The organism is Alkalihalobacillus sp. FSL W8-0930, from assembly GCA_037965595.1.
In the GTDB taxonomy this organism is placed as follows: Bacteria; Bacillota; Bacilli; order Bacillales; family Bacillaceae_D; genus Alkalicoccobacillus.
Genome location: CP150183.1, coordinates 2,090,415 through 2,110,375 on the forward strand (window position 1 = coordinate 2,090,415; position 19,961 = coordinate 2,110,375).

Below are 19,961 nucleotides of genomic sequence, written 5' to 3' on the forward strand. Positions count from 1 at the left end.
TTCATAGAAACAAAATAAAGCGGCATCAGCCGCTTTATTTCGCATACTCAACTGCCCGTGTTTCTCGAATAACGGTTACTCGAATATGTCCTGGGTAGTCAAGCTCGTCTTCAATTCGTTTGGTGATGTCACGCGCCAGCTTATGGGCAAGTGTATCATCAACAAGATCTGGTCGAACCATGATGCGAATTTCTCGGCCGGCTTGAATGGCGTACGTTTTTTCGACTCCTTCAAACGACTCTGAAATTTCTTCTAGCTTTTCTAAGCGACGGATGTACGTCTCAAGTGTTTCTCTACGTGCTCCTGGACGGGCTGCAGATAATGCGTCGGCCGCGGCCACAAGTGTAGAAATCACTGATGTGGACTCCGTATCACCATGGTGAGAGGCAATGGCATTAACAACAACAGGATGTTCCTTGTACTTTGTTGCCAGTTCTACACCAATTTCAACATGACTTCCTTCAACTTCATGGTCAATTGCTTTACCGATGTCGTGCAGGAGACCAGCTCGTTTAGCCAGCTTCACATCTTCACCAAGTTCAGCAGCCATCAATCCACTTAGATGGGCAACTTCAATGGAATGTTTAAGAACATTTTGCCCATAACTTGTACGAAATTTTAGACGACCTAAAATTTTGATTAAGTCAGGGTGAAGTCCATGAATGCCCATTTCAAATGATGTTTGCTCACCATATTCGCGAATTGCTTCATCAACTTCACGACGAGATTTATCAACCATCTCTTCGATCCGCGCCGGATGAATTCTCCCGTCTTGAACTAACTTCTCAAGGGCGGTACGCGCAATTTCACGGCGAATTGGATCAAATCCAGAGAGGATAACAGCTTCAGGTGTATCATCAATAATGAGATCAATTCCTGTTAAGGTTTCAAGCGCACGAATATTACGGCCTTCACGCCCAATAATTCGACCCTTCATTTCATCGTTAGGTAAGTTCACTACTGAAACCGTAGTTTCAGCTACGTGATCGGCTGAACAACGTTGCACAGCAAGAGAAAGAATTTCCTTCGCTTTCTTATCAGCTTCTTCTTTCGCTTGAGCTAAACGCTCTTTTGCAAGTAGAGCTGTCTCGTGTGCAATCTCTTCTTCCACTTCAGCTCGAACAGATAGTCTCGCTTCCTCACGACTCATACCAGATATGCGCTCCAACTCATGCTGTTGCTTCGCTATGAGCTCATCCACTTTACTGTTCATCTCTTCAATTTGTCGTTGTTTTTTGGTGAGAGATTCCTCCCTTTTTTCCAAAGACTCTTCTTTTTTATCAAAGGTTTCGCTTTTTCGGTCTAGAATCTCTTCTTTTTGTACCAAACGATGCTCTTGTTTTTGAATCTCATTTCTACGTTCACGAACTTCACGCTCTGCTTCTGTACGAAGGGTATGAACTTCATCCTTTGCTTCAAGGATAACTTCCTTCCGATTCGCTTCCGCATTACGTTTTGCATCTTCTACGATTTGATTCGCAGCATGCTCCGCGCTTACGATCTTCGCTTCTGCAATGGATTTTCGAACAAGATATCCAACAACTGCAGCTACTGCAGAGACAACAAGTATAATGAGGATGAGCATATACAATGGTATATCCATATTTTCACCTCCTCTTGCTATCTAATTGTTGGTTCCATAACTCTGTTTTGCATAGATCTTTTTTATAGTAATCTTAAGTTCCATACATGAAAGCGGAGTAAAAAAGGAAAAATAAAAGCCGCTTCACCTTTTAATTGTAAAGTCACCAACCGTTGATGTCAAGCTGTGGAAATGGGTGTGACTTCGCTTATTCCGTCGCGAATGGAAACCTCAAACGCTTGATCTGCAGACTCTGTTAAATGATGATTATGTGTAACCATGATAATTTGTCTACCAAACATCGTGCTTAATGATTTCAAAAACTCATATAAGTAGTAAACATACTCATTCGATACGTGTTTTCCAGGTTCATCTAATATTAAAGGTCCGCTTACTTTTGGTTGTACCGTTTCCATTAACGCTACTCGTAATGCAAGTGTCACAATATCAACTACACCACCACCACGTGAATCCTGAGGTTTGGTTTTCACTTGAACACCCTCATACTCCGTTGTTACATAAAACTCAGCAACCGTCCGATTCCCATGGTCTTCTATTTCAATCTGGAACTGAAACAAAGGTCCAAATACGTATTGAAGTGCATTGGTTACCAGTGTCTCCATTTGTTGACGGGCTTGCTCGCGTGCATACTCAGCTGATTGCTGCAGAAGAACGCGCGCTTTTTCATAGACATCAATTGTATCTAAGTATTCATTAAGCTTTGCTTCCGCTTGTTCTAATTGATCAACTAGCACTTGACGCCTGGCATCCAGTCTTGTCCATGTATCGCGCGCGTGCTTAATGGTTTCTTCGAGCTTAACTAGTTCCTCACGCATCATTCTTAATCAGCTCTTTTGGTATAAGCGACCATGTCTCACTCATCGCTTGCTCAACTTCTGATTCCAGTTTTTTAATTTCACTTTCTAACTCATCTGGACCAACGCCTAGCTCCTCTAACTCTTTTAAAATACGATCGCGTTGATTTTGTAGCTCCTCAAGCTTTGCTTCTGCCCGGTACCTCATATCTCTCGCCTGATCAATCGCTTGCTTCATCTTTGTTAAATCTTGCTCAATTGTACTCATTTGCACGCACTCCTTTCGTATTTACCCGTGGTTATGACTAGCCTGTATAACTTGACCACAGGTCGGACAAATGCCGTCTTTCTTAGCTAGCTCCTCATACTGAAGAGTTAAGCGTTTAAGCTCTTTCTTCTTCATTTCGATAAATTGTTTTCCATCATTCATTCGCTTAAGAACTTCTGTATATTCTTGTTTCTTTTCAAGCATACGCAGGTATCGGTTATATGTCTCGTTTATCGACTGTACTTTAGAGGTTACATTCTCTATTTGCGCTACACTCTCTAATTGTTTTTCTTGTTTTATGCGTTGGTTCTCTAAAGCCACATATTGATCGTTAAGAGAAGTCAATCGCTTTATCCGTTGTCCCGTTTGTTTAATTGATTCTTCCCAGTTAGAAGAAATGTGAGTAACAAACGTTGTCTTTTCAATCACTTGAGAGGCTTTTTGCTCAATCACTAATAACTGAGTGTATTGATCGTGTAATTTGACTAATTGAGCACGTTTTTGTTCAAGAGCCTCTGCGCGCCTTTCCGTTTCGGCTGCCTCTTCAATAGACTCCGTAAGTCGTAAAAATCTCTCGACTTTTATCAGCTGACCCATATAGGTTTGTTGCTGTTCATAAAGCTTTTTTAGCATGCTTTGTCGTTGGATCTTTAATTCAAGCTGATACACCATCGATTCAATGTTAGGTAATTCTTTTAGAGAATCTATCTTACCTTGGGCTTGATCCATCAGCTGTTTGTTTGTTTGTAAATCTCGATGACTCGCTTGCAAGCTTTCAAGCCTCGATTGCTTACCCTTTATCTCTTCAAACAGTCGAGATGCCCTCTCAAGCTGTACACCTGATTGAATCACTTTTTCGTAAGGCTCAAGATCTTTCTTTAACTGTTCTGTTTGCTCCTCGCTCCATCTTTTACTTTGATTAAGCGAATGAAGGTCTCTTGAAGTGTCTCGAATGGCCGCATCTAAATAATGCGCCCCACTAATGCGTCCGATTGTTTTTGCACGCATGGATCCGGGTTGTTCAAGCAAAAAAGGTCCATCTAGCTGTTGCGCAAGATGAATCGTTAATTCATGATCCCGGTCAATACGTAACGGTCGCATCCCGTGTAGATCGAGTACCTCTTGGGGAACATGCTGACCAAAGCTCTCAAAAACTTGTTGATCTTGTCCATTTTTCTTTATGATGTACCGGTTCTTTGAAGCCGTTCGCTCACGTATCAATCTGTCTCCACTTTCAAATTGAATCGTTACCCTTACAAAGTCACTGCCCGCACGAATAAAATCTGTACCCCGCGGCTGGTTAAATAGAGCCCAGCGAATTCCACGAATTACAGCTGTTTTCCCGCTATCAGATTGACCAATTAAGACATTAAGGCCATCTGCAAACGTAAATTGAGAGTCAAGATGAGATTGAAAGTTTTCCAGTCTTACGTCTAGGATGTTATTCATCTACCTCACCTCCCCAGCTTTCCTCTACTTGGGTCATTCTCCGAAGCGCTTCCTGCTTTACGCGTTCTTCTACTTCTGATAATGATGCAAGTTCGCGAATGATATCATTCATGTGTAAATTCTTGAAATCACTTTGAGCCTTCACTTGCTGGACAAATTCGTGTAGCTTCTCTTCTTGATGGACCGCTTTTTCTACATAGGTTCGATCGAGCACTTCCTCACCCTTTTGAGCAGTTTCAAGCACTTGTTCTCTTAAAGTAATGCCTGATTTAGTAACCTCACCAATCACAACCTTAGGCATCCTGTTAAGCTCCATCCAGTGATTATTAATGCGAGAAAGGGCACCGGGATTGCAAATAAACTTCCCGTCCTGCTCCTTAATTCCAAAACCACCATGAAAATGACCGGTTAAAACCACATCAGCAGGTGTTGTCCAAATATGATCGACAAGTGTATGAGGAATTCCCTCTGGCAGTGCCTTTTCAACTAACATACTGTGTACAAGGTGAATCATATAATCTGCTTGGTGCTGATTTATAGGATAATAATCTAGTTTCACATCTCGTTGATCTAAATCATAATGATAAGGTTGTCCAGAAATTTGAACAGACACATCTTCTTTTTTAATAAGCAGAGGTTCGTCAGGATGTATGATAGTCATGATTCCAAACGAATCTAATAAGCCTAGCATCGTCCTAGAAATGGTATCAGGATTATGACCGAACGTGTCATGGTTTCCGGATATTGCATAAATAGGGATATTCGTTTCACGAAAGAGCTTGGCAAATTGTCCAACCACATTTGGAGATAAGTCCGGCCGATCAAATACGTCTCCTCCATGAAGCATCAAATCTACCTTTTCTGTTTCCGCTATTTGCATCACTTCTGTTAGTTTACGTTTGATCGTCTCTGAAAAGGAATCTAATCTGTTTTTTGGAGTCGTCCCTCGAATATGCGTATCTGTAAAATACAGAAATTTAATCACTGTAATCACCTCAAACTGAAAAGAATAAGCACCATACGGCGCTTATTCAGCTACGATTTTATTTAAGATCTAATGGAACGTCTTCAAATTCTTTTTCATCTGGTACTGGTACCTCTACTTGACCATCTAAGCCATGATGTGCACGAATTAGTCCTTCAATTTCAGCCATCATTTCAGGATGCTCTTTCAAGAAAATCTTAGAGTTCTCACGTCCTTGACCGATCCGCTCTTCTTTAAAGGAATACCAAGCTCCACTTTTCAAAACAATATCCAAATCTGCCGCAATATCAAGAACAGATCCTTGTTTTGAAATTCCTTCTCCGTACATAATATCCACTTCAGCTTGTTTAAACGGTGGTGCTACTTTATTCTTCACAACTTTAATTCGCGTTTTGTTCCCAACCATGTCGTTCCCTTGTTTTAATGTTTCGGCACGACGTACTTCAAGGCGAACAGAAGAATAGAATTTAAGCGCACGGCCACCTGGTGTCGTCTCAGGGTTTCCGAACATTACACCGATTTTCTCACGAATTTGGTTAATAAATAATGCAATCGTTTTTGATTTGCTGATGGCACCGGAAAGCTTACGAAGTGCTTGAGACATTAGGCGAGCCTGAAGTCCTACGTGACTATCACCCATGTCACCCTCGATCTCTGCTTTTGGTACAAGTGCAGCAACACTGTCCACTACAATAATATCAACTGCTCCACTTCGTACAAGTGCTTCAGCAATCTCAAGTGCCTGCTCTCCTGTATCTGGTTGAGACAATAATAACTCTTCTACATTTACACCTAGTTTTTGAGCGTAAACTGGATCAAGTGCGTGCTCGGCATCGATAAAAGCAGCTGTTCCACCATTAGCTTGTACTTCTGCAATGGCATGAAGGGAAACGGTTGTTTTACCAGAAGACTCTGGTCCGTATACTTCGATGATACGGCCGCGAGGATACCCGCCTACTCCTAGTGCAATATCTAGTGCAAGAGATCCACTTGAGATCGTAGCGATACGCTGATCTGTTTGATCTCCTAGTTTCATAATTGAACCTTTACCGAATTGCTTTTCAATTTGGCGAAGTGCCATATCTAGTGCTGCTTTACGATCGCTCATTTAAATCTCTCCTCTATTTTAATACTCAATGTATAGTAAACGTAACGTTTTGGTTCGTTGTTTCTACTGTTCTATCATAACTTGTTTTTTGAGATTTGCCAAGAGAAAACCGAACATTTATTCGCATTTTTTTAAGGCAGCAAAGTGGGGGGAGGTTAGCATATGGAAATCGTTTAAAAAAAGAGGAGTAATAGGATAAAGAAATGCAGCAGTACGTGTATACGCTGCATTTCCTTCATTATGAGGTCGTACCACGTTTAGGGCGTTTAGGACGTGGTTTAGCGGGTTCAAGATTTACCCTCGCACCGTTTATACGTGAGTGACGAAGGGCTTCGTACACAAATGGAGCTGACTCTTCAGGGACATCTACAAATGTAAAGTTATCAAAGATATCCATTCGGCCTATGCTTGATGCTTGAATCCCTACGAGTCTAGAAATCTCTTCAGAGAGAATCTTAGGAGTCAAATTCACATTACGGCCCACATTAATAAAGAAGCGAATCATACCTGCTGCCCCGCCTGTTTCTCCAAATTGGTACCCTGAATCATCAGAGGTTGAATCCGTTGAAAATTGAAGGGTTAGTAATGCCTGCACAACTTCTTCAGCCGTGTAATCAGATAAAAGTTCTTGTACAAGAGGTTCAAACAGATCCGATCTCGCAACATCAGTATCAATTGTATCTGAAACAAGCTTTTTCCATGTACTTTGTTGTTTCAAAACAACTTCTTCAAGAGTTGGTACAGAATAAGCAGGAATGGACATTTTAATTTCTTGTTCAATTGAACGAAGGTGTTTCATTTCTCTAGGCGTAACGAGTGTCAAAGCAAGACCTGTGCGTCCGGCTCGACCTGTGCGTCCGATGCGGTGAACATAGCTTTCAGGATCTTGTGGGATATCATAGTTAATGACATGACTGACGTTCTGAACGTCAATCCCGCGAGCCGCTACGTCTGTTGCTATCAAAAAATCAATCGTTGCATCTCTAAACTTTTTCATCACGACATCTCGTTGTGGCTGAGACAGGTCCCCGTGCAAGCCATCTGCTAAGTAGCCACGAGCTTGCAAGGCCTCGGTTAATTCAGCCACCCCTTTTTTGGTACGGCAAAATAAAATCCCAAGTTCTACATGATCACTGTCGATAATCCGGCATAAAGAATCAATCTTATTTCGTTCGAGCACCTTGTAATAACGTTGCTCAACAAGAGGTGCTGTTACTTCACCTTTATTAATAGTTACCATAGATGGTTCGTTCATGTACTTCTTAGATAGCTTACGGATGGCATACGGCATCGTAGCTGAAAATAACAATGTTTGTCTTGTATCGTTTACATGGCTAAGAATGGTTTCAATATCCTCAACAAATCCCATATCAAGCATTTCGTCTGCTTCATCAAGCACAACGGTATGCACACGATCGAGCTTTAATGTTTGACGTCTGATGTGATCGAGTACTCTCCCCGGCGTCCCAATGACAACATGAACACCTTGCTTAAGCGCTCGAATCTGATGGCCAATGGACTGTCCACCATAGATAGGTAATGTGCGAATTTGCTTGTAGACAGACAGCTTTTGTAATTCACCCGATACTTGAATAGCCAGTTCTCTAGTTGGAGTTAAAATAAGCGCTTGAACGTGCTGTTCATTTGTTACCTTATTTACAACTGGTATACCAAATGCTGCTGTTTTCCCTGTTCCAGTCTGTGCCTGACCAATGACATCTCCACCACGGAGAATGGGTGGAATGGCTTTTTCTTGAATGGGAGAGGGCTCCTCAAAACCCATATCCCGAATGGCTTGTTTAACCGGATCAGATAAGTCAAAATCGGTAAAATAAGTCATGTTGTTGCATGCCACCTTTTTAATTCATTCAATAAGTAGAAGCAGCAATACTTTACAGCGCGTTCACGAATCGCTTGACGGTTTCCGCTCAGGCTAAGTGGATACACGGTCACATTTGAATCTGGACCACTTATTCCAATGAATATAGTACCTGGTTCTTTTCCTTCTTGCGGATCCGGACCAGCAACTCCTGTAAATGACACTCCGATGTCTGATTTAAACATCTTACGAACAGAGCTCGCCATCTCACTTGCACATGGTTCGCTTACTACCCCACTTTGCTTAATCGTATCATTCGACACTTGCAGGATATCTTCCTTCACATTTGAAGAATATGCTGAAATTCCTCCAACAAAAATCGACGATGCCCCTTTGTAAGAGGTTAAACCTGAAGTGAAAAGTCCACCTGTAAAGCTTTCAGCTGCAGAGAGGGTTAACTTGGCTTCTTTTAATTGGATGGATAATTGCTCCATCAACCCAATTTCACCATAGCCATAGAAGTATTCTCCTACCCGTTTTTGAATGGCAGCTTCCGTTTCATCTAAAAGACGTTCTGCTTCCGTTTCATCCGAATGCTTCACGGTTAAGCGTAGCTTCACTTCCCCGTTACCTGCGAGTGGCGCAATCGTTGGGTTTGTCTGTGCATCGATTAAGTCTTCAAGATCTGTTTCAAGCTGTGATTCACCAATCCCAAAGTAACGAAGAACTCTAGATGTGATGGCTGTACCAGATCCATCTATCAGGAGCGGCTTTAACTCAAGCTCAAACATTGGCTGTAACTCTCTTGGAGGTCCTGGCATAAGGACAAGCTTACATTTGTCTGATTCTACATACATTCCTGGAGCCATTCCTGTATGGTTTTTTAGAACCGTCGAGCCTTCAATCACAAGTGCTTGCTTTCGATTATTCGGTGTCATTTGTCGATTACGTTTTTCAAAATACGATTCAATAGAGCGCAAAGCCGCTTCATCATGGACTAATGTACGACCACAGAACGTTGCCGCCGTTTCTTTTGTTAAATCATCTTTTGTTGGACCAAGACCACCTGTTAAGATTACAAGGTCGGCTCTGTTCGCAGCGAGCTCCAACGACTCCGTTAACCGTTTCTCATTATCTCCAACCACGGTATGTACGTAGACATCTATTCCAAGCTCAGCAAGCTGTTTGGATAGATATTGAGCGTTCGTGTTTAAAATTTGACCTAACAATAATTCAGAACCAACTGCAAGAATTTCTGCGTTCATGTTTCATTCCCCCATATTATTTTGATTTTAGAATGACATGCTTACTCTTTATGAAATAGTCCACACCTGAGATAATCGTTAAGATCGTCGCAATCCAGATCATGATTTGATCAAACGGAATGGATAATGCAGCAAACGGAACATTATGTAACAAACAAGCAGCAATCGCAATGATCTGTGCAGTTGTTTTCCATTTAGCCAACTGACTTGCTGCAATGACATCCCCATCTGCAGCTGCCACTAAACGTATCCCTGTTACAGCAAATTCCCTACTTAGTATAATAATAACCATCCATGCTGCAACAGCTCCTGATTCAACAAGTCCGATCAGTGCAGCCGTTACGAGTAGCTTATCTGCTAGCGGGTCAAGAAACTTCCCGAAATTAGTGATTAGATTAAGCTTTCTTGCAAAATAACCATCCAGCCAATCAGTAGCAGAAGCAAAAATAAAAATGAGCGCGGCTATAAGGTCTGAAATAGCAAGCTCCGTTCCGTAAAACGAAAGCACTCCAAATGGCCAATCAACTAAAAGGAAAAGCATAAAAATCGGAATTAATAAAATGCGTGAGATTGTAATCTTATTTGGCAGATTCAACTTAGCCCCTTCTTTCTTAAACAATTTCTGGTCTTCATCCTTTAATTCTTATCACTTAAGGGGTAACCGTTTCATTATTGTATCATAACCTTTCTGCAAAGGTTAAAACATAGCCTTTTCAGCAAACGAAAAAAATCGTTTTTGCCATCATGACAAAAACGATTTTTTCTTATGGCTGATATGAGATCTCAAGCTTTTGATGTACCACATCAAGTGGAAGCTCTACTTCTTCATCATTAATGAACACAGTTGCATTTTGAGAAGCACCAAGGTTGATTAGAATGGATTCTTCATCACTATAGTCTTCTGTAATATCATCACCATCTTGAAATAGAGAAGAAGCAATCAGGAACTCACCATTACCATCTTTGATGTCTGCATATGAATCACCAGCAAACTCAATTCGAACGTTCATTGTATCCGCTTCGAGTGTAAAGAAAGATGTATTACCAGTGCTTTCATCAAGCGTTAGCTCGCTAACTGATTCTTCTGGCTCCGCCTCTTCTTCTTCGGCGTCTACAGATCCTTGATTCTCATCTTCTGCTTGTTCTTCTTCTGACGGTTCCTCGTTTTCAGACTCATCTTCTGATTCAACAGGATCTCCGTATTCTGCATCAATTGGATTGTTATCCGTTTCTACAGGATCATTATTGCCACTCAAGTTGGATTGAATTAAGAATATTGCTGCTACAATCACAATGACAAAGACAATAATAGAAATGAGTGGAATAAACGAGACAGCACGTGATTTTTTAGCAGGTGCTTCCGCGACTGTTTTCCGTCGCTCTGATCTCGATGGAATACTTTCCTCACTTTTACTTGGCTTAGGCAATTCATTCTTGTGGGTTTCTAATAATTCTGTAGAATCAAGCCCTACAGCATCTGCATACGTCTTAACAAACGCTCTTGCATAAAACATACCTGGTAGAGAGTCAAAACGCCCCTCTTCAATAGCGACTAAATATCTTTTTTGAATCTTTGTTGTACGTTGTAGATCTTCTAGAGATAGCTCCTTATCCACACGTGCTTGCTTTAATTCGTTTCCGAGTTCTGACATTCTTACACCCACCTACACCTTTAGCTAATATCAAAGGAAGAGAATCCTGGTTCGACTACATCATAGGTGATCTTTTCATTTTCATCATTACGCAGTTCAATAATGCAGTCAAAATCCTCAAGTTCATATTCCGTTTCCCGAACAAAAATGTCCGGATGCTCCACAACTTTTACAACAGGCTGTCTCATGACTTCTGATACTAAGGTTCTATGTTTTTCTGTAGACCTCATCGTAGAGACAATTCCATCAATAATAAAGATATGATCTCCACTTAATTCATCATCAGCCAATTGGCTGCGTACTGTTTGTCTAAGTAACGTAGAAGAGATAAAAGACCAGCGTTTATTTGCACACACACTTGCGGCAACCACTGACTCCGTTTTTCCAACACGAGGCATTCCACGAATTCCAACTAAGTAATGCCCATCACGTTTGTAAAGCTCTGCCATAAAATCAACCAATAGACCTAGCTCACGACGAATAAATCTGAACGTCTTACGCTCTGCGGCATCTCTCTCAATATAACGCCCGTGTCTGATCGCTAATCGATCACGAACCCTCGGCTCACGAAATTTCGTTACAGACACACTGCCAATCGTATGTAAAATCGACTTAAATCGCTCTACTTGGTCATCGCTTTCACTACTAAGTAGCATTCCTCGCCGACTATCATCAATACCATTAATGGTCATAATGTTAATTGAAAGCATCCCAAGCAATGAGGAAATATCTCCAAGAATCCCAGGCCTGTTTTCTAATAACTGGTATTCGAAGTACCATTCTTTCATATACGACACCGCCTTGTCCAACAAAATGTTATGGAGCATGGTTCTGACAAATTCAGCTAAAAATTTCACTACTTTTTTTAATGATAATGGATTTTACACTCAATTGAAAGGATTTTTATAGTTGTCGTATATATTATTCGGTTTCCACCCACATATTCATGAAAAAGGCACCGCTTCAATTGAAGTGGTGCCCACACATTATTTGTGGTCGACTAGCTTTACCATCATATTGGCAATAGCGTGTTGCTCTTCTTCACTTGCTACTTTCCATAAATCAGCAAGCACACGTTCTTGATCATTCTTTGGCTCAACTTGGCCAGCTAGATATTCGCCAACCTGGTAAGCCACATCTGATACCACTCCATCAGACAAGCCTTTATCTTGAGCTTCGTCTAAACGAGAATTTAAAAACTCTTTCCAGTGATCCCAATTATCTACTACAGACATTGTTCATTCCTCCCTTAAATTGTACTGCATGATTAGGTTTTGTCATTCGTACAATTTTATGCAGGGAAAATGAAAGTCTTAATGCCAGGCTCCATTTATTTCAATGATCTGCCCGTTAATATAATTTGATTGATCACTCACTAAAAACGAAACCGCATCAGCTATTTCGTCTGGCTTGCCAAGTCTTCCGGCTGGAATGTCATCTTTAATCTGTTGTAGCTCATCTGGTTCATACCCGGACATCATGTTTGTTTCAATCGCACCAGGTGCAACCGCATTTACTTGAATGCCACTTGGAGCCACTTCTTTTGCAAGTGCTTTAACAAAGCTGTTTAATCCACCTTTAGCAGAAGAATAAGCCACCTCGTACGAAGCACCCGTCACTCCCCAGATAGAAGAAATGAGGAGTATTTTACCCGCTTTTCTTGAGATCATATGGGGCAAAAGTGCTCTTGTTAGCTTAATGGGAGATAAAAGATGAACCGTCATCACATCCATTAATTCGGGATCTGTCAGATCTGTGACTAGCCCTTGTAATGAATGACCAGCAGTATTTACAAGTACGTCTACAGGCATGACTAACTGCTCTACAAGCTTATCTACACCAGCAGAAGAACGAAGATCACTTTGAACAAAATACACATCTGAACCACGTTGTTCACACATTTGTCGAACGTATTCTGCTTTGTCTTTATTTGAATGATAATGGATACTTAATAAAACATCTGGAGAAGCCAGTGCAACCGCTATAGCCGCACCAATTCCTCCAGTAGCTCCTGTAATTAAGATGTGTTTCTTCCCACTCATTCTTCTGGTCGTACCTGACAGACCGTAGACCTGGACAGATCAAAATGGTCACGCATAATCGTTTCAAGATCTTCTTTTGTTAAAGACTCAAGCATTGGAACCACATCAAATAAATTCATGTCATTAAACTCATATCGCGTAAACTGAGTGGCTATAAATTCTGGTGAATTTAATGAACGCATAAACGATCCAATTTTCTTTTTAATCGCTCGGTCCATATTTGTTGAGTCAATTTCACCCGCTACAAATTCTTGGATCATGGACTTTAACGTATCAGCTAGTTTATCAGGATCCTCTGAGTCTCCTCCAACAATGGTAAAACCAAAACCACGTTCACCTGTGTAGTCATAAGAGAACGTATCATCAATTAATCCAGAATCATATAACGTTTGATAATGCTTGGAGCTTTGACCAAACATAAGATCAAGGATAACTTTAATAGCCAGCTCTCTTTTTAATAAATCATTTCCTGTGCGATCCGTTCCGGTTTCTTTAATACCAACCAAGCATTTAGCAGCTTGAACCGGCATATGGATCACGCTTTTTTCTTTCGCTACCTGATCCGGTTCTTCTTCAAAAAAGCGTTGAATATCCTCAGGTGGTGCAAATGATTTACCAGCTTGGTTCGCTTTAATTTGCTGCATAACCTCGGTTGGTTCGACCGCACCTACAACAAATAAGAGCATATTACTCGGGTGATAAAAGGTGTGATAGCACGTGTACAGCCAGTCAGAGGTTATATGGGAAATGGATTCGATGGTACCAGCAATATCAATTCGAACAGGGTGGTTTTTATACATGTTTTCAATTACTCCGAAGTACAATCGCCAGTCTGGATTGTCATCATACATGGTAATTTCCTGATTAATGATCCCTTTTTCCTTTTCTACACTCTCAGGTGTAAAATATGGGTGCTGAACAAAATCCACTAATGTCTCAAGATTTTTTTCGACATTTGATGTACTTGAGAATAAGTAGGCAGTGCTTGTAAAGCTAGTAAACGCATTAGCAGAAGCTCCTTGCTTACTAAACTCATGAAACACGTCTCCTTCTTCACTCTCAAACATTTTGTGCTCTAAAAAATGGGCAATTCCGTCTGGAACTAAACGCTCTTCTGACTCATTTAACGGAACAAAGCGATTATCGATCGATCCGTACTTTGTTGTAAATGTCGCAAATGTTTTATTAAACCCTTCCTTTGGAAGGATATAAACATGAAGGCCATTTTCAAGTATTTCTTGATAAAGGGTTTCGTTTAGTTGGTTAAATGGAACTTGTTTCATGTTCGTCTTCTCCCTTCAAAAAGAAAATCGTATCAAGCTGACATTTGTTTGCACACGCTTGTATGTCTTCTTTTGTCACCTGTTTAATTTGCTCAATTAACGCTTCAACCGATTGTTTGGCTTGGCTTAATTGTTCACGGTAATGGAGTTCAATCTGCCCTGAAGCGGAATCAGCGGTTTCCAGAAGCTGATTAATGAGCATGGATTTTGTCTGTTCAATCTCATCCTCCGTGAAGTCACCCTGACCCATACCTGCAAACTGTTCTTTGATAATCTCAACTGCGCGTTCGTATTTATCGAACTCAATTCCAGCCATAACCATCAGAATCCCTTTATGACTCTCCAGTCTGGAGGCCGCATAATACGCTAAGCTTTCTTTCTCACGTACATTAATAAATAATTTGGAGTGTGCAAACCCACCATACAACCCATTAAATACTTGCATCGCTGCGTAATCTTGATCTCCGTAAAAAGTGTGAGTACGGAATCCCATATTTAGCTTACCTTGCTTGATTTTTTGTTTTTCTGAGAGGACCTTTACTTCCTTTACAGAAGGAGTCTCAACACGAACGCTTGCCTCGTGAGGTGTAGTTTTTGGCAAAGTGAAGGCTTGATGAATGGAGTTTGACACTTCATCCTCATCTACATCTCCTACTACATAAAGATCAATTTGATCTGATTGGAGCATCGTCTTGTAATAGGTGTATAGAGTTTCGGCTGTGATCGCTTCTACTCCTTCTATATCACCAAATGCCGGGATTGCATATGGCTCTCCCTCACACATTAATTCGGTTGCTCTCATATTTGCATAACGCATTTTATCATCATACACCGATTCAATTCGTTGTTTTAATGTTCTTTTTTCCCTCTCGACCACATCACTCATAAACGCTCCATTTTCAGTCACAGGGTTAATGAGTACATCAGCTAAAACGTCCAAGGCTTGTTGAAGTAAAGGTTCTGAGTCTTTTAAATAACGTTCATTGGCCACGTCCATAAAAAAGGTCATCACATGTTGCTCCCCACTTTTACGAACATCCCCGCTAAGTCTAGCTCCGTATAAGTCATCTAAATGCACACGAAGCTTTTGTCTTGTAGGCCATTTTTCAGTTCCGCCTTGAAGAACGTGAGGCAAAAGCGCACGCAATGAGACGGTTTCCTTTGATAAAGGCGCACGAAGCATAACCATAAACGTAGTTGTTTTAAATTTGTCCGATTTCATCACATGTACATTCATACCTTGATGTGTAAATTGCTGTTCTGATTGTTCCATCGTTGGGACTCATTCCTTTCTATATGTCACTTCATTTAGCCACTAGCATATCATTCTAGTATACCATAATTAGGAATCATTCATGCCTCGGGACGCTTGATTTTAATTAAAATAGTAGACCATTAAGAGTTCCTCTACAACAAAAACGGCAAAATGATCCTGTTACTGAATCACTTTGCCGCTTTTGATTTGTTATTTTTAATGATTATGACATATACCTCTTCCGCAAGACATGGAACTTAAATTTATCTGCTCGAAAATAATTTTGAGAATATAATATAGGTTGATCATTTTGATCATAATGTGTTTGGTTAAGTAGAAGTAAGGCTGATCCAGCATCCGATTCAAGTAATTCTGATACTTTTTCATGATATCCAATGGGTTCAATGTAGGTTACAGCATGCGTAATAATCTTTCCGATGTCCGTTAAAAATTGAAAAAGTGATTTTGTTTCAAGAACGGAATGATTGCTAAGTAACTCATACGGTACCCGGTCCAAACAATACACTACGGGTACGTCATCAGCTGTACGAAGTCGTTCAATTTGAAACACTTGATCTAGTTTTGGTAATCCAAATAGCTCTTGATCCTCTTCCGTCGCTTCTAGCACGGAATCAGATAAAAAGATCGTACCAGGCTCCATGTTCGCCTTACGGATCATATCTGTTACGCTAGATAACTCTTCAATGCCTGCAGTGAGCATTGGTTTTGCATTCACAAAGGTTCCCACTCCATGTCTACGAACGACCAATCCTTCATCTTCTAAAAGTCGTAGGGCTTCTCGTAAGGTTGCACGACTGACACCTAACTGTTTCGCTAGCTCAAATTCTGATGGAAGCTGTTTTCCTTCGTCATATTTCTCTATATCTTGCCGCAACCTGTCAATCACTTGTAAATACAGTGGTCTGTAATCTGTTTTGATCACAGTCTCTCCCCCCATTCTCTTCTTAACAGCTTATGAGGAAGATGCTTCATCCTCAGGTTTTGCAGAAATTAATACTTCACGCGGTTTGCTTCCTTCATATTTTCCAACAATTCCTCGCAGCTCCATCTCATCAATTAACCTTGCTGCCCGAGTATATCCAATTCTAAATCGACGCTGAAGCATTGAAACAGAAGCGGTATTCATTTCAACTACTAAATCAACCGCTGATAAATACAACTCATCTTGCACTTCTTCTTTTGGTGCTTCTGCTTCTTCTGTAGGTGTCATTTCTTCTTGATATTGTGCCTTTTGTTGAGAGATGACAAAGTTTACAATTTCCTCTACCTCTTCATCCGATAAAAACGCACCTTGAATTCGAGTAGGCTTGTTTGCGCCAACCGGCAGATAGAGCATGTCTCCACGTCCAAGTAACTTTTCGGCTCCACCGGAATCGAGAATAGTTCTTGAATCCGTTTGCGATGATACACCAAATGCGATACGAGAAGGAATGTTTGCTTTAATTACACCCGTTATAACGTCAACAGATGGACGCTGTGTCGCTATAATCATATGAATACCTGAAGCTCTGGCCATTTGTGCCAAACGAGCAATGGAATCCTCTACATCTCCAGAGGCAACCATCATTAAGTCGGCAAGCTCATCGACAATAACTACAATGTAAGGTAAGAACGGTTGCTTAGCATCTCCAGTTTCATTTTGCTTTCTAATTAATTCGTTATAGCCTTCTAAGTTCCTTGTTCCACTATGTGAGAAAAGGTCATACCTTCTTTCCATTTCTGCAACGACTTTCTTAAGAGCCTGTGACGCTCTCTTCGGCTCAGTTACAACAGGTGTTAATAGATGTGGAATTCCATTATATACATTTAACTCAACCATTTTAGGGTCAATCATCATTAGCTTTACTTCATGAGGCTTAGCTTTCATTAAGATACTAGTAATGATTCCATTAATACATACACTTTTTCCGCTTCCCGTCGCTCCGGCTACAAGCAAATGCGGCATTTTATTAAGTGGAGCAAGGACAGGTTCACCAGAAATATCGCGCCCAAGTCCAACAGATAACACATGCTCGTCAGCCTTTGAAGCTGTTGAATCCAAAACTTCTCTTAATGAAACGATCGCCACTTCTTTGTTTGGAACCTCTATCCCTATGGCCGACTTGCCCGGAATAGGTGCTTCAATTCGAATATCCTTTGCAGCAAGTGCTAAGGCAAGGTCGTCCGCTAAATTGACGATCTTACTCACTTTCACCCCGATGTTCGGATTTACTTCATATTTAGTAACAGCTGGCCCTAAATGTACCTTGGTCACTCGTGCTTTTACACCAAAGCTATCTAACGTTTGCTCAAGCTTCCTAGCATTTGATGTAAGTAATTGCTTTTCTTGATGCTGTCCTGGTGAAGAAGCTGCTTTTAATAGTTCGTAAGAAGGTAATATGTATGATTCGTTTGTTTCCCCTGCTGTGACAAGCGAACCTGTAGTAGATTCTTCTTCCGTAGAGTCTTCACTCTTACTTATGTCATCTTCTGCTTTTACAGGATCTTTTGTTGTCTTACGCTCAACTGGCTGTTCTTGATACGCATTTTGAGAAAAGTCCACAATTTCAGGGATTTCAGCTTGTCCTGATTCTTCTGTCACTTCCTCAGTCACTTTACGTGACGTTCGAGTTGGACGGATTTGTTCAGGTGTAGCTTCTTGTTTCTGTTGTTCTTTTTTCTTTTCTTCTCTTTTTGCGCGTTCTTCTTTCATCTTTTCTTTAGACTGTTTACTCCACTGCATGCCTTCTTTAAATAAAGAGCTCACAAAGTCGATAAAGCCAAGATACGTTTTTCTAAATCCTTTTCCAAGTAATTCAGCAACGGAACGGCCAGTGATAAGAATAACTCCAATAATCATTAGGATTATACATAAAAATACCGTCCCACCACTTGCAAAAAGGAAATGGCTCACCGCAAAGGCAACGGCTCCAATCATTCCTCCGCCGAGCTCTCCGCCCGTTTGGTTACCACTTGCTTCAAGCCAAAAGAGGTGCCATGTATTTCGTATGACTGATGTATCAGAAAACCCACTTTGTGCTCCAAGAGATTGAAATAAACTCCAATGTCCAAGTAATGCTAGAGAAAGCACAATAATATAAAATCCTGCCATCCTCCTTGACCAAAACGCTGGCTTCGCTCGCTTAAACATGATATACAATGAAACAACAAGTAGCCCGATGGCCAAGAGAAAGAACCATTCTCCTAGAAAAAAACGAAACAAACGAACAAAAGCCTCGCCTACACTGCCTAACCTCGCCAGTGTTACTACGGCTACTACGAGTAAACTCAGGCCCACAATTTCGTAGGTCAGCTGCGACTTCCAATTAGTCTTCTTTCGTTTTTTGCGTCTTGCCATAATACGGTCACCCTTTTATTCATTCATCTAACCTCATATGAATAAGCAGCCCTAAGGCTGCTTTTCATGTATTCGATGGCTATTATTATAGCATAATCCGTTCGACGTACGAGCAATTAAATTAGATGATTTGCGTCAATTATTGCTCCAGGTGTAAATTGATCTTGCAGATAGAGACCGACGTCACCTGCAACAAGACGAACTACCCTATATCGTCCGTCTTGAAGTGGTTCCACAACAAGCTGCCCCCCTTGAATCGGGATGGTTTGTTGCTGAGTAAAATCCTGATTGGTTGGTGGAAAAATCTCATCATATGGAGTCATTGTGTATAGGATCATTGCACAATCTCTCCTTGTTTATTTTCCTCAATTAATTGATTTAGCTTTTTCATCGCCTTCCCAATACCACCTACTTCATTGATCAGACCATATTCTACCGCATCCGTTCCAATCACATTTGTTCCAATATCTCTTGTTAAATTTCCTTTAGAAAACATAAGCTCTTTGAATTTCTCTTCAGTAATATTTGAATGTGCGGTTACAAACTTAATCACACGTTCTTGCATTTTGTCTAAGTATTCAAAGGTCTGTGGTACACCAATAACCATTCCTGTTAAACGGATAGGATGGATCGTCATCGTCGCTGTTTCGGCTATATAAGAGAAGTTAGAAGCGGTAGCAATTGGAACACCGATGGAATGTCCTCCACCAAGAACTAATGTCACAGAAGGCTTCGACATGGATGCAATCATCTCTGAAATGGCCAGTCCAGCTTCAACGTCGCCTCCAACAGTATTTAAAATAATGAGTAATCCCTCAATCTTAGAATTTTGCTCCGCCGCAACAAGTTGTGGAATGATATGCTCATATTTTGTTGTTTTATTTTGAGGAGGTAATTGCATATGTCCCTCTATTTGTCCGATGACTACAAGACAATGAATATTGGACGCTTCCATCTCGGGAACATTTGTCTGTCCTAGCTCTTGAATCTTTTCAACTAATGACGATTTCTTTTCTCCTTGCTCACTTGGCTGTTGTTCAGATCTGTTGTTCATAACATCCACTCTCCTTATTCTTCACA

19 protein-coding genes are annotated in these 19,961 nt (G+C 40.9%); all 19 read right to left on the bottom strand.

The features are described 5' to 3' along the window. Positions 1-34: 34 nt before the first annotated feature. The 19 genes from rny to NSQ54_11265 all read right to left on the bottom strand — a co-directional run bounded on the left by rny (position 35) and on the right by NSQ54_11265 (position 19,935). Positions 35-1,603 carry a ribonuclease Y gene (rny, locus tag NSQ54_11175; protein ID WYP24897.1) on the bottom strand — a complete coding sequence of 523 codons (1,569 nt, stop codon included), beginning with the start codon at positions 1,601-1,603 and terminating at the stop codon, positions 35-37. A 158-nt stretch (positions 1,604-1,761) separates the two neighbouring features. Beyond that, on the bottom strand, positions 1,762-2,421 hold the full coding sequence (locus NSQ54_11180; GenBank protein WYP24898.1) for an ATP-binding protein: 660 nt from the start codon (positions 2,419-2,421) through the stop codon (positions 1,762-1,764). Continuing rightward, a complete protein-coding gene (locus NSQ54_11185) occupies positions 2,411-2,665 on the bottom strand; it encodes a hypothetical protein (protein WYP24899.1) in 255 nt (84 codons plus the stop codon). The genes NSQ54_11180 and NSQ54_11185 overlap by 11 nt, the downstream gene beginning before the upstream one ends. A gap of 21 nt (positions 2,666-2,686) precedes the next feature. Beyond that, the gene (locus NSQ54_11190) at positions 2,687-4,114 is read right to left on the bottom strand and encodes an AAA family ATPase (GenBank protein WYP24900.1); all 1,428 of its coding nucleotides are present in this window, start codon (positions 4,112-4,114) and stop codon (positions 2,687-2,689) included. Further along, on the bottom strand, positions 4,107-5,099 hold the full coding sequence (locus NSQ54_11195; protein WYP24901.1) for an exonuclease SbcCD subunit D: 993 nt from the start codon (positions 5,097-5,099) through the stop codon (positions 4,107-4,109). Before NSQ54_11195 ends, NSQ54_11190 begins: the two co-directional genes overlap by 8 nt. 58 nt (positions 5,100-5,157) lie before the next feature. Further along, positions 5,158-6,207, bottom strand: a complete 1,050-nt coding sequence (gene recA / locus NSQ54_11200; protein ID WYP24902.1) for a recombinase RecA — start codon at positions 6,205-6,207, stop codon at positions 5,158-5,160. Between the two features lie 238 nt (positions 6,208-6,445). After that, positions 6,446-8,047 carry a DEAD/DEAH box helicase gene (locus NSQ54_11205; protein ID WYP24903.1) on the bottom strand — a complete coding sequence of 534 codons (1,602 nt, stop codon included), beginning with the start codon at positions 8,045-8,047 and terminating at the stop codon, positions 6,446-6,448. Next, positions 8,044-9,291: a competence/damage-inducible protein A gene (locus tag NSQ54_11210; protein ID WYP24904.1), complete on the bottom strand. Its 1,248-nt coding sequence runs from the start codon at positions 9,289-9,291 to the stop codon at positions 8,044-8,046. The genes NSQ54_11205 and NSQ54_11210 overlap by 4 nt, the downstream gene beginning before the upstream one ends. A gap of 16 nt (positions 9,292-9,307) precedes the next feature. After that, positions 9,308-9,886 (bottom strand): CDP-diacylglycerol--glycerol-3-phosphate 3-phosphatidyltransferase, encoded by a 579-nt coding sequence (gene pgsA / locus NSQ54_11215; protein WYP28542.1) that lies wholly within the window; start codon positions 9,884-9,886, stop codon positions 9,308-9,310. Positions 9,887-10,055: 169 nt separating this feature from the next. After that, positions 10,056-10,943, bottom strand: a complete 888-nt coding sequence (locus NSQ54_11220) for a helix-turn-helix domain-containing protein (GenBank protein ID WYP24905.1) — start codon at positions 10,941-10,943, stop codon at positions 10,056-10,058. A gap of 20 nt (positions 10,944-10,963) precedes the next feature. Then, positions 10,964-11,731, bottom strand: coding sequence for a DUF3388 domain-containing protein (locus NSQ54_11225; GenBank protein ID WYP24906.1), 768 nt, complete (start codon positions 11,729-11,731; stop codon positions 10,964-10,966). 198 nt (positions 11,732-11,929) lie between these two features. After that, complete coding sequence (locus tag NSQ54_11230) at positions 11,930-12,178, bottom strand: DUF3243 domain-containing protein (GenBank protein WYP24907.1); 249 nt, start codon at positions 12,176-12,178, stop codon at positions 11,930-11,932. Between the two features lie 78 nt (positions 12,179-12,256). Continuing rightward, positions 12,257-12,985, bottom strand: coding sequence for an SDR family oxidoreductase (locus NSQ54_11235; protein ID WYP24908.1), 729 nt, complete (start codon positions 12,983-12,985; stop codon positions 12,257-12,259). Next, positions 12,982-14,268: a pitrilysin family protein gene (locus tag NSQ54_11240; GenBank protein WYP24909.1), complete on the bottom strand. Its 1,287-nt coding sequence runs from the start codon at positions 14,266-14,268 to the stop codon at positions 12,982-12,984. Before NSQ54_11240 ends, NSQ54_11235 begins: the two co-directional genes overlap by 4 nt. Further along, positions 14,249-15,541: a pitrilysin family protein gene (locus NSQ54_11245; protein ID WYP24910.1), complete on the bottom strand. Its 1,293-nt coding sequence runs from the start codon at positions 15,539-15,541 to the stop codon at positions 14,249-14,251. Before NSQ54_11245 ends, NSQ54_11240 begins: the two co-directional genes overlap by 20 nt. 205 nt (positions 15,542-15,746) lie before the next feature. Then, positions 15,747-16,466, bottom strand: a complete 720-nt coding sequence (locus NSQ54_11250; protein ID WYP24911.1) for a GntR family transcriptional regulator — start codon at positions 16,464-16,466, stop codon at positions 15,747-15,749. 30 nt (positions 16,467-16,496) lie between these two features. Continuing rightward, a complete protein-coding gene (locus NSQ54_11255) occupies positions 16,497-18,881 on the bottom strand; it encodes a DNA translocase FtsK (protein ID WYP24912.1) in 2,385 nt (794 codons plus the stop codon). 116 nt (positions 18,882-18,997) lie between these two features. Continuing rightward, positions 18,998-19,219, bottom strand: coding sequence for a YlzJ-like family protein (locus tag NSQ54_11260; protein WYP24913.1), 222 nt, complete (start codon positions 19,217-19,219; stop codon positions 18,998-19,000). Then, complete coding sequence (locus NSQ54_11265) at positions 19,216-19,935, bottom strand: ClpP family protease (protein WYP24914.1); 720 nt, start codon at positions 19,933-19,935, stop codon at positions 19,216-19,218. The genes NSQ54_11260 and NSQ54_11265 overlap by 4 nt, the downstream gene beginning before the upstream one ends. Positions 19,936-19,961: the final 26 nt, after the last annotated feature.

What these genes read in the sequence shown, in the direction of transcription:
- NSQ54_11205 (WYP24903.1), bottom strand. Translation starts at nt 8,047, where the DNA reads ATGACTTATTTTACCGATTTTGACTTATCTGATCCGGTTAAACAAGCC.
- NSQ54_11180 (WYP24898.1), bottom strand. Translation starts at nt 2,421, where the DNA reads ATGATGCGTGAGGAACTAGTTAAGCTCGAAGAAACCATTAAGCACGCG.
- NSQ54_11255 (WYP24912.1), bottom strand. Translation starts at nt 18,881, where the DNA reads ATGGCAAGACGCAAAAAACGAAAGAAGACTAATTGGAAGTCGCAGCTG.
- NSQ54_11225 (WYP24906.1), bottom strand. Translation starts at nt 11,731, where the DNA reads ATGAAAGAATGGTACTTCGAATACCAGTTATTAGAAAACAGGCCTGGG.
- NSQ54_11190 (WYP24900.1), bottom strand. Translation starts at nt 4,114, where the DNA reads ATGAATAACATCCTAGACGTAAGACTGGAAAACTTTCAATCTCATCTT.
- NSQ54_11230 (WYP24907.1), bottom strand. Translation starts at nt 12,178, where the DNA reads ATGTCTGTAGTAGATAATTGGGATCACTGGAAAGAGTTTTTAAATTCT.
- NSQ54_11260 (WYP24913.1), bottom strand. Translation starts at nt 19,219, where the DNA reads ATGATCCTATACACAATGACTCCATATGATGAGATTTTTCCACCAACC.
- recA (WYP24902.1), bottom strand. Translation starts at nt 6,207, where the DNA reads ATGAGCGATCGTAAAGCAGCACTAGATATGGCACTTCGCCAAATTGAA.
- NSQ54_11220 (WYP24905.1), bottom strand. Translation starts at nt 10,943, where the DNA reads ATGTCAGAACTCGGAAACGAATTAAAGCAAGCACGTGTGGATAAGGAG.
- NSQ54_11245 (WYP24910.1), bottom strand. Translation starts at nt 15,541, where the DNA reads ATGGAACAATCAGAACAGCAATTTACACATCAAGGTATGAATGTACAT.
- NSQ54_11265 (WYP24914.1), bottom strand. Translation starts at nt 19,935, where the DNA reads ATGAACAACAGATCTGAACAACAGCCAAGTGAGCAAGGAGAAAAGAAA.
- rny (WYP24897.1), bottom strand. Translation starts at nt 1,603, where the DNA reads ATGGATATACCATTGTATATGCTCATCCTCATTATACTTGTTGTCTCT.
- NSQ54_11235 (WYP24908.1), bottom strand. Translation starts at nt 12,985, where the DNA reads ATGAGTGGGAAGAAACACATCTTAATTACAGGAGCTACTGGAGGAATT.
- NSQ54_11240 (WYP24909.1), bottom strand. Translation starts at nt 14,268, where the DNA reads ATGAAACAAGTTCCATTTAACCAACTAAACGAAACCCTTTATCAAGAA.
- NSQ54_11210 (WYP24904.1), bottom strand. Translation starts at nt 9,291, where the DNA reads ATGAACGCAGAAATTCTTGCAGTTGGTTCTGAATTATTGTTAGGTCAA.
- NSQ54_11185 (WYP24899.1), bottom strand. Translation starts at nt 2,665, where the DNA reads ATGAGTACAATTGAGCAAGATTTAACAAAGATGAAGCAAGCGATTGAT.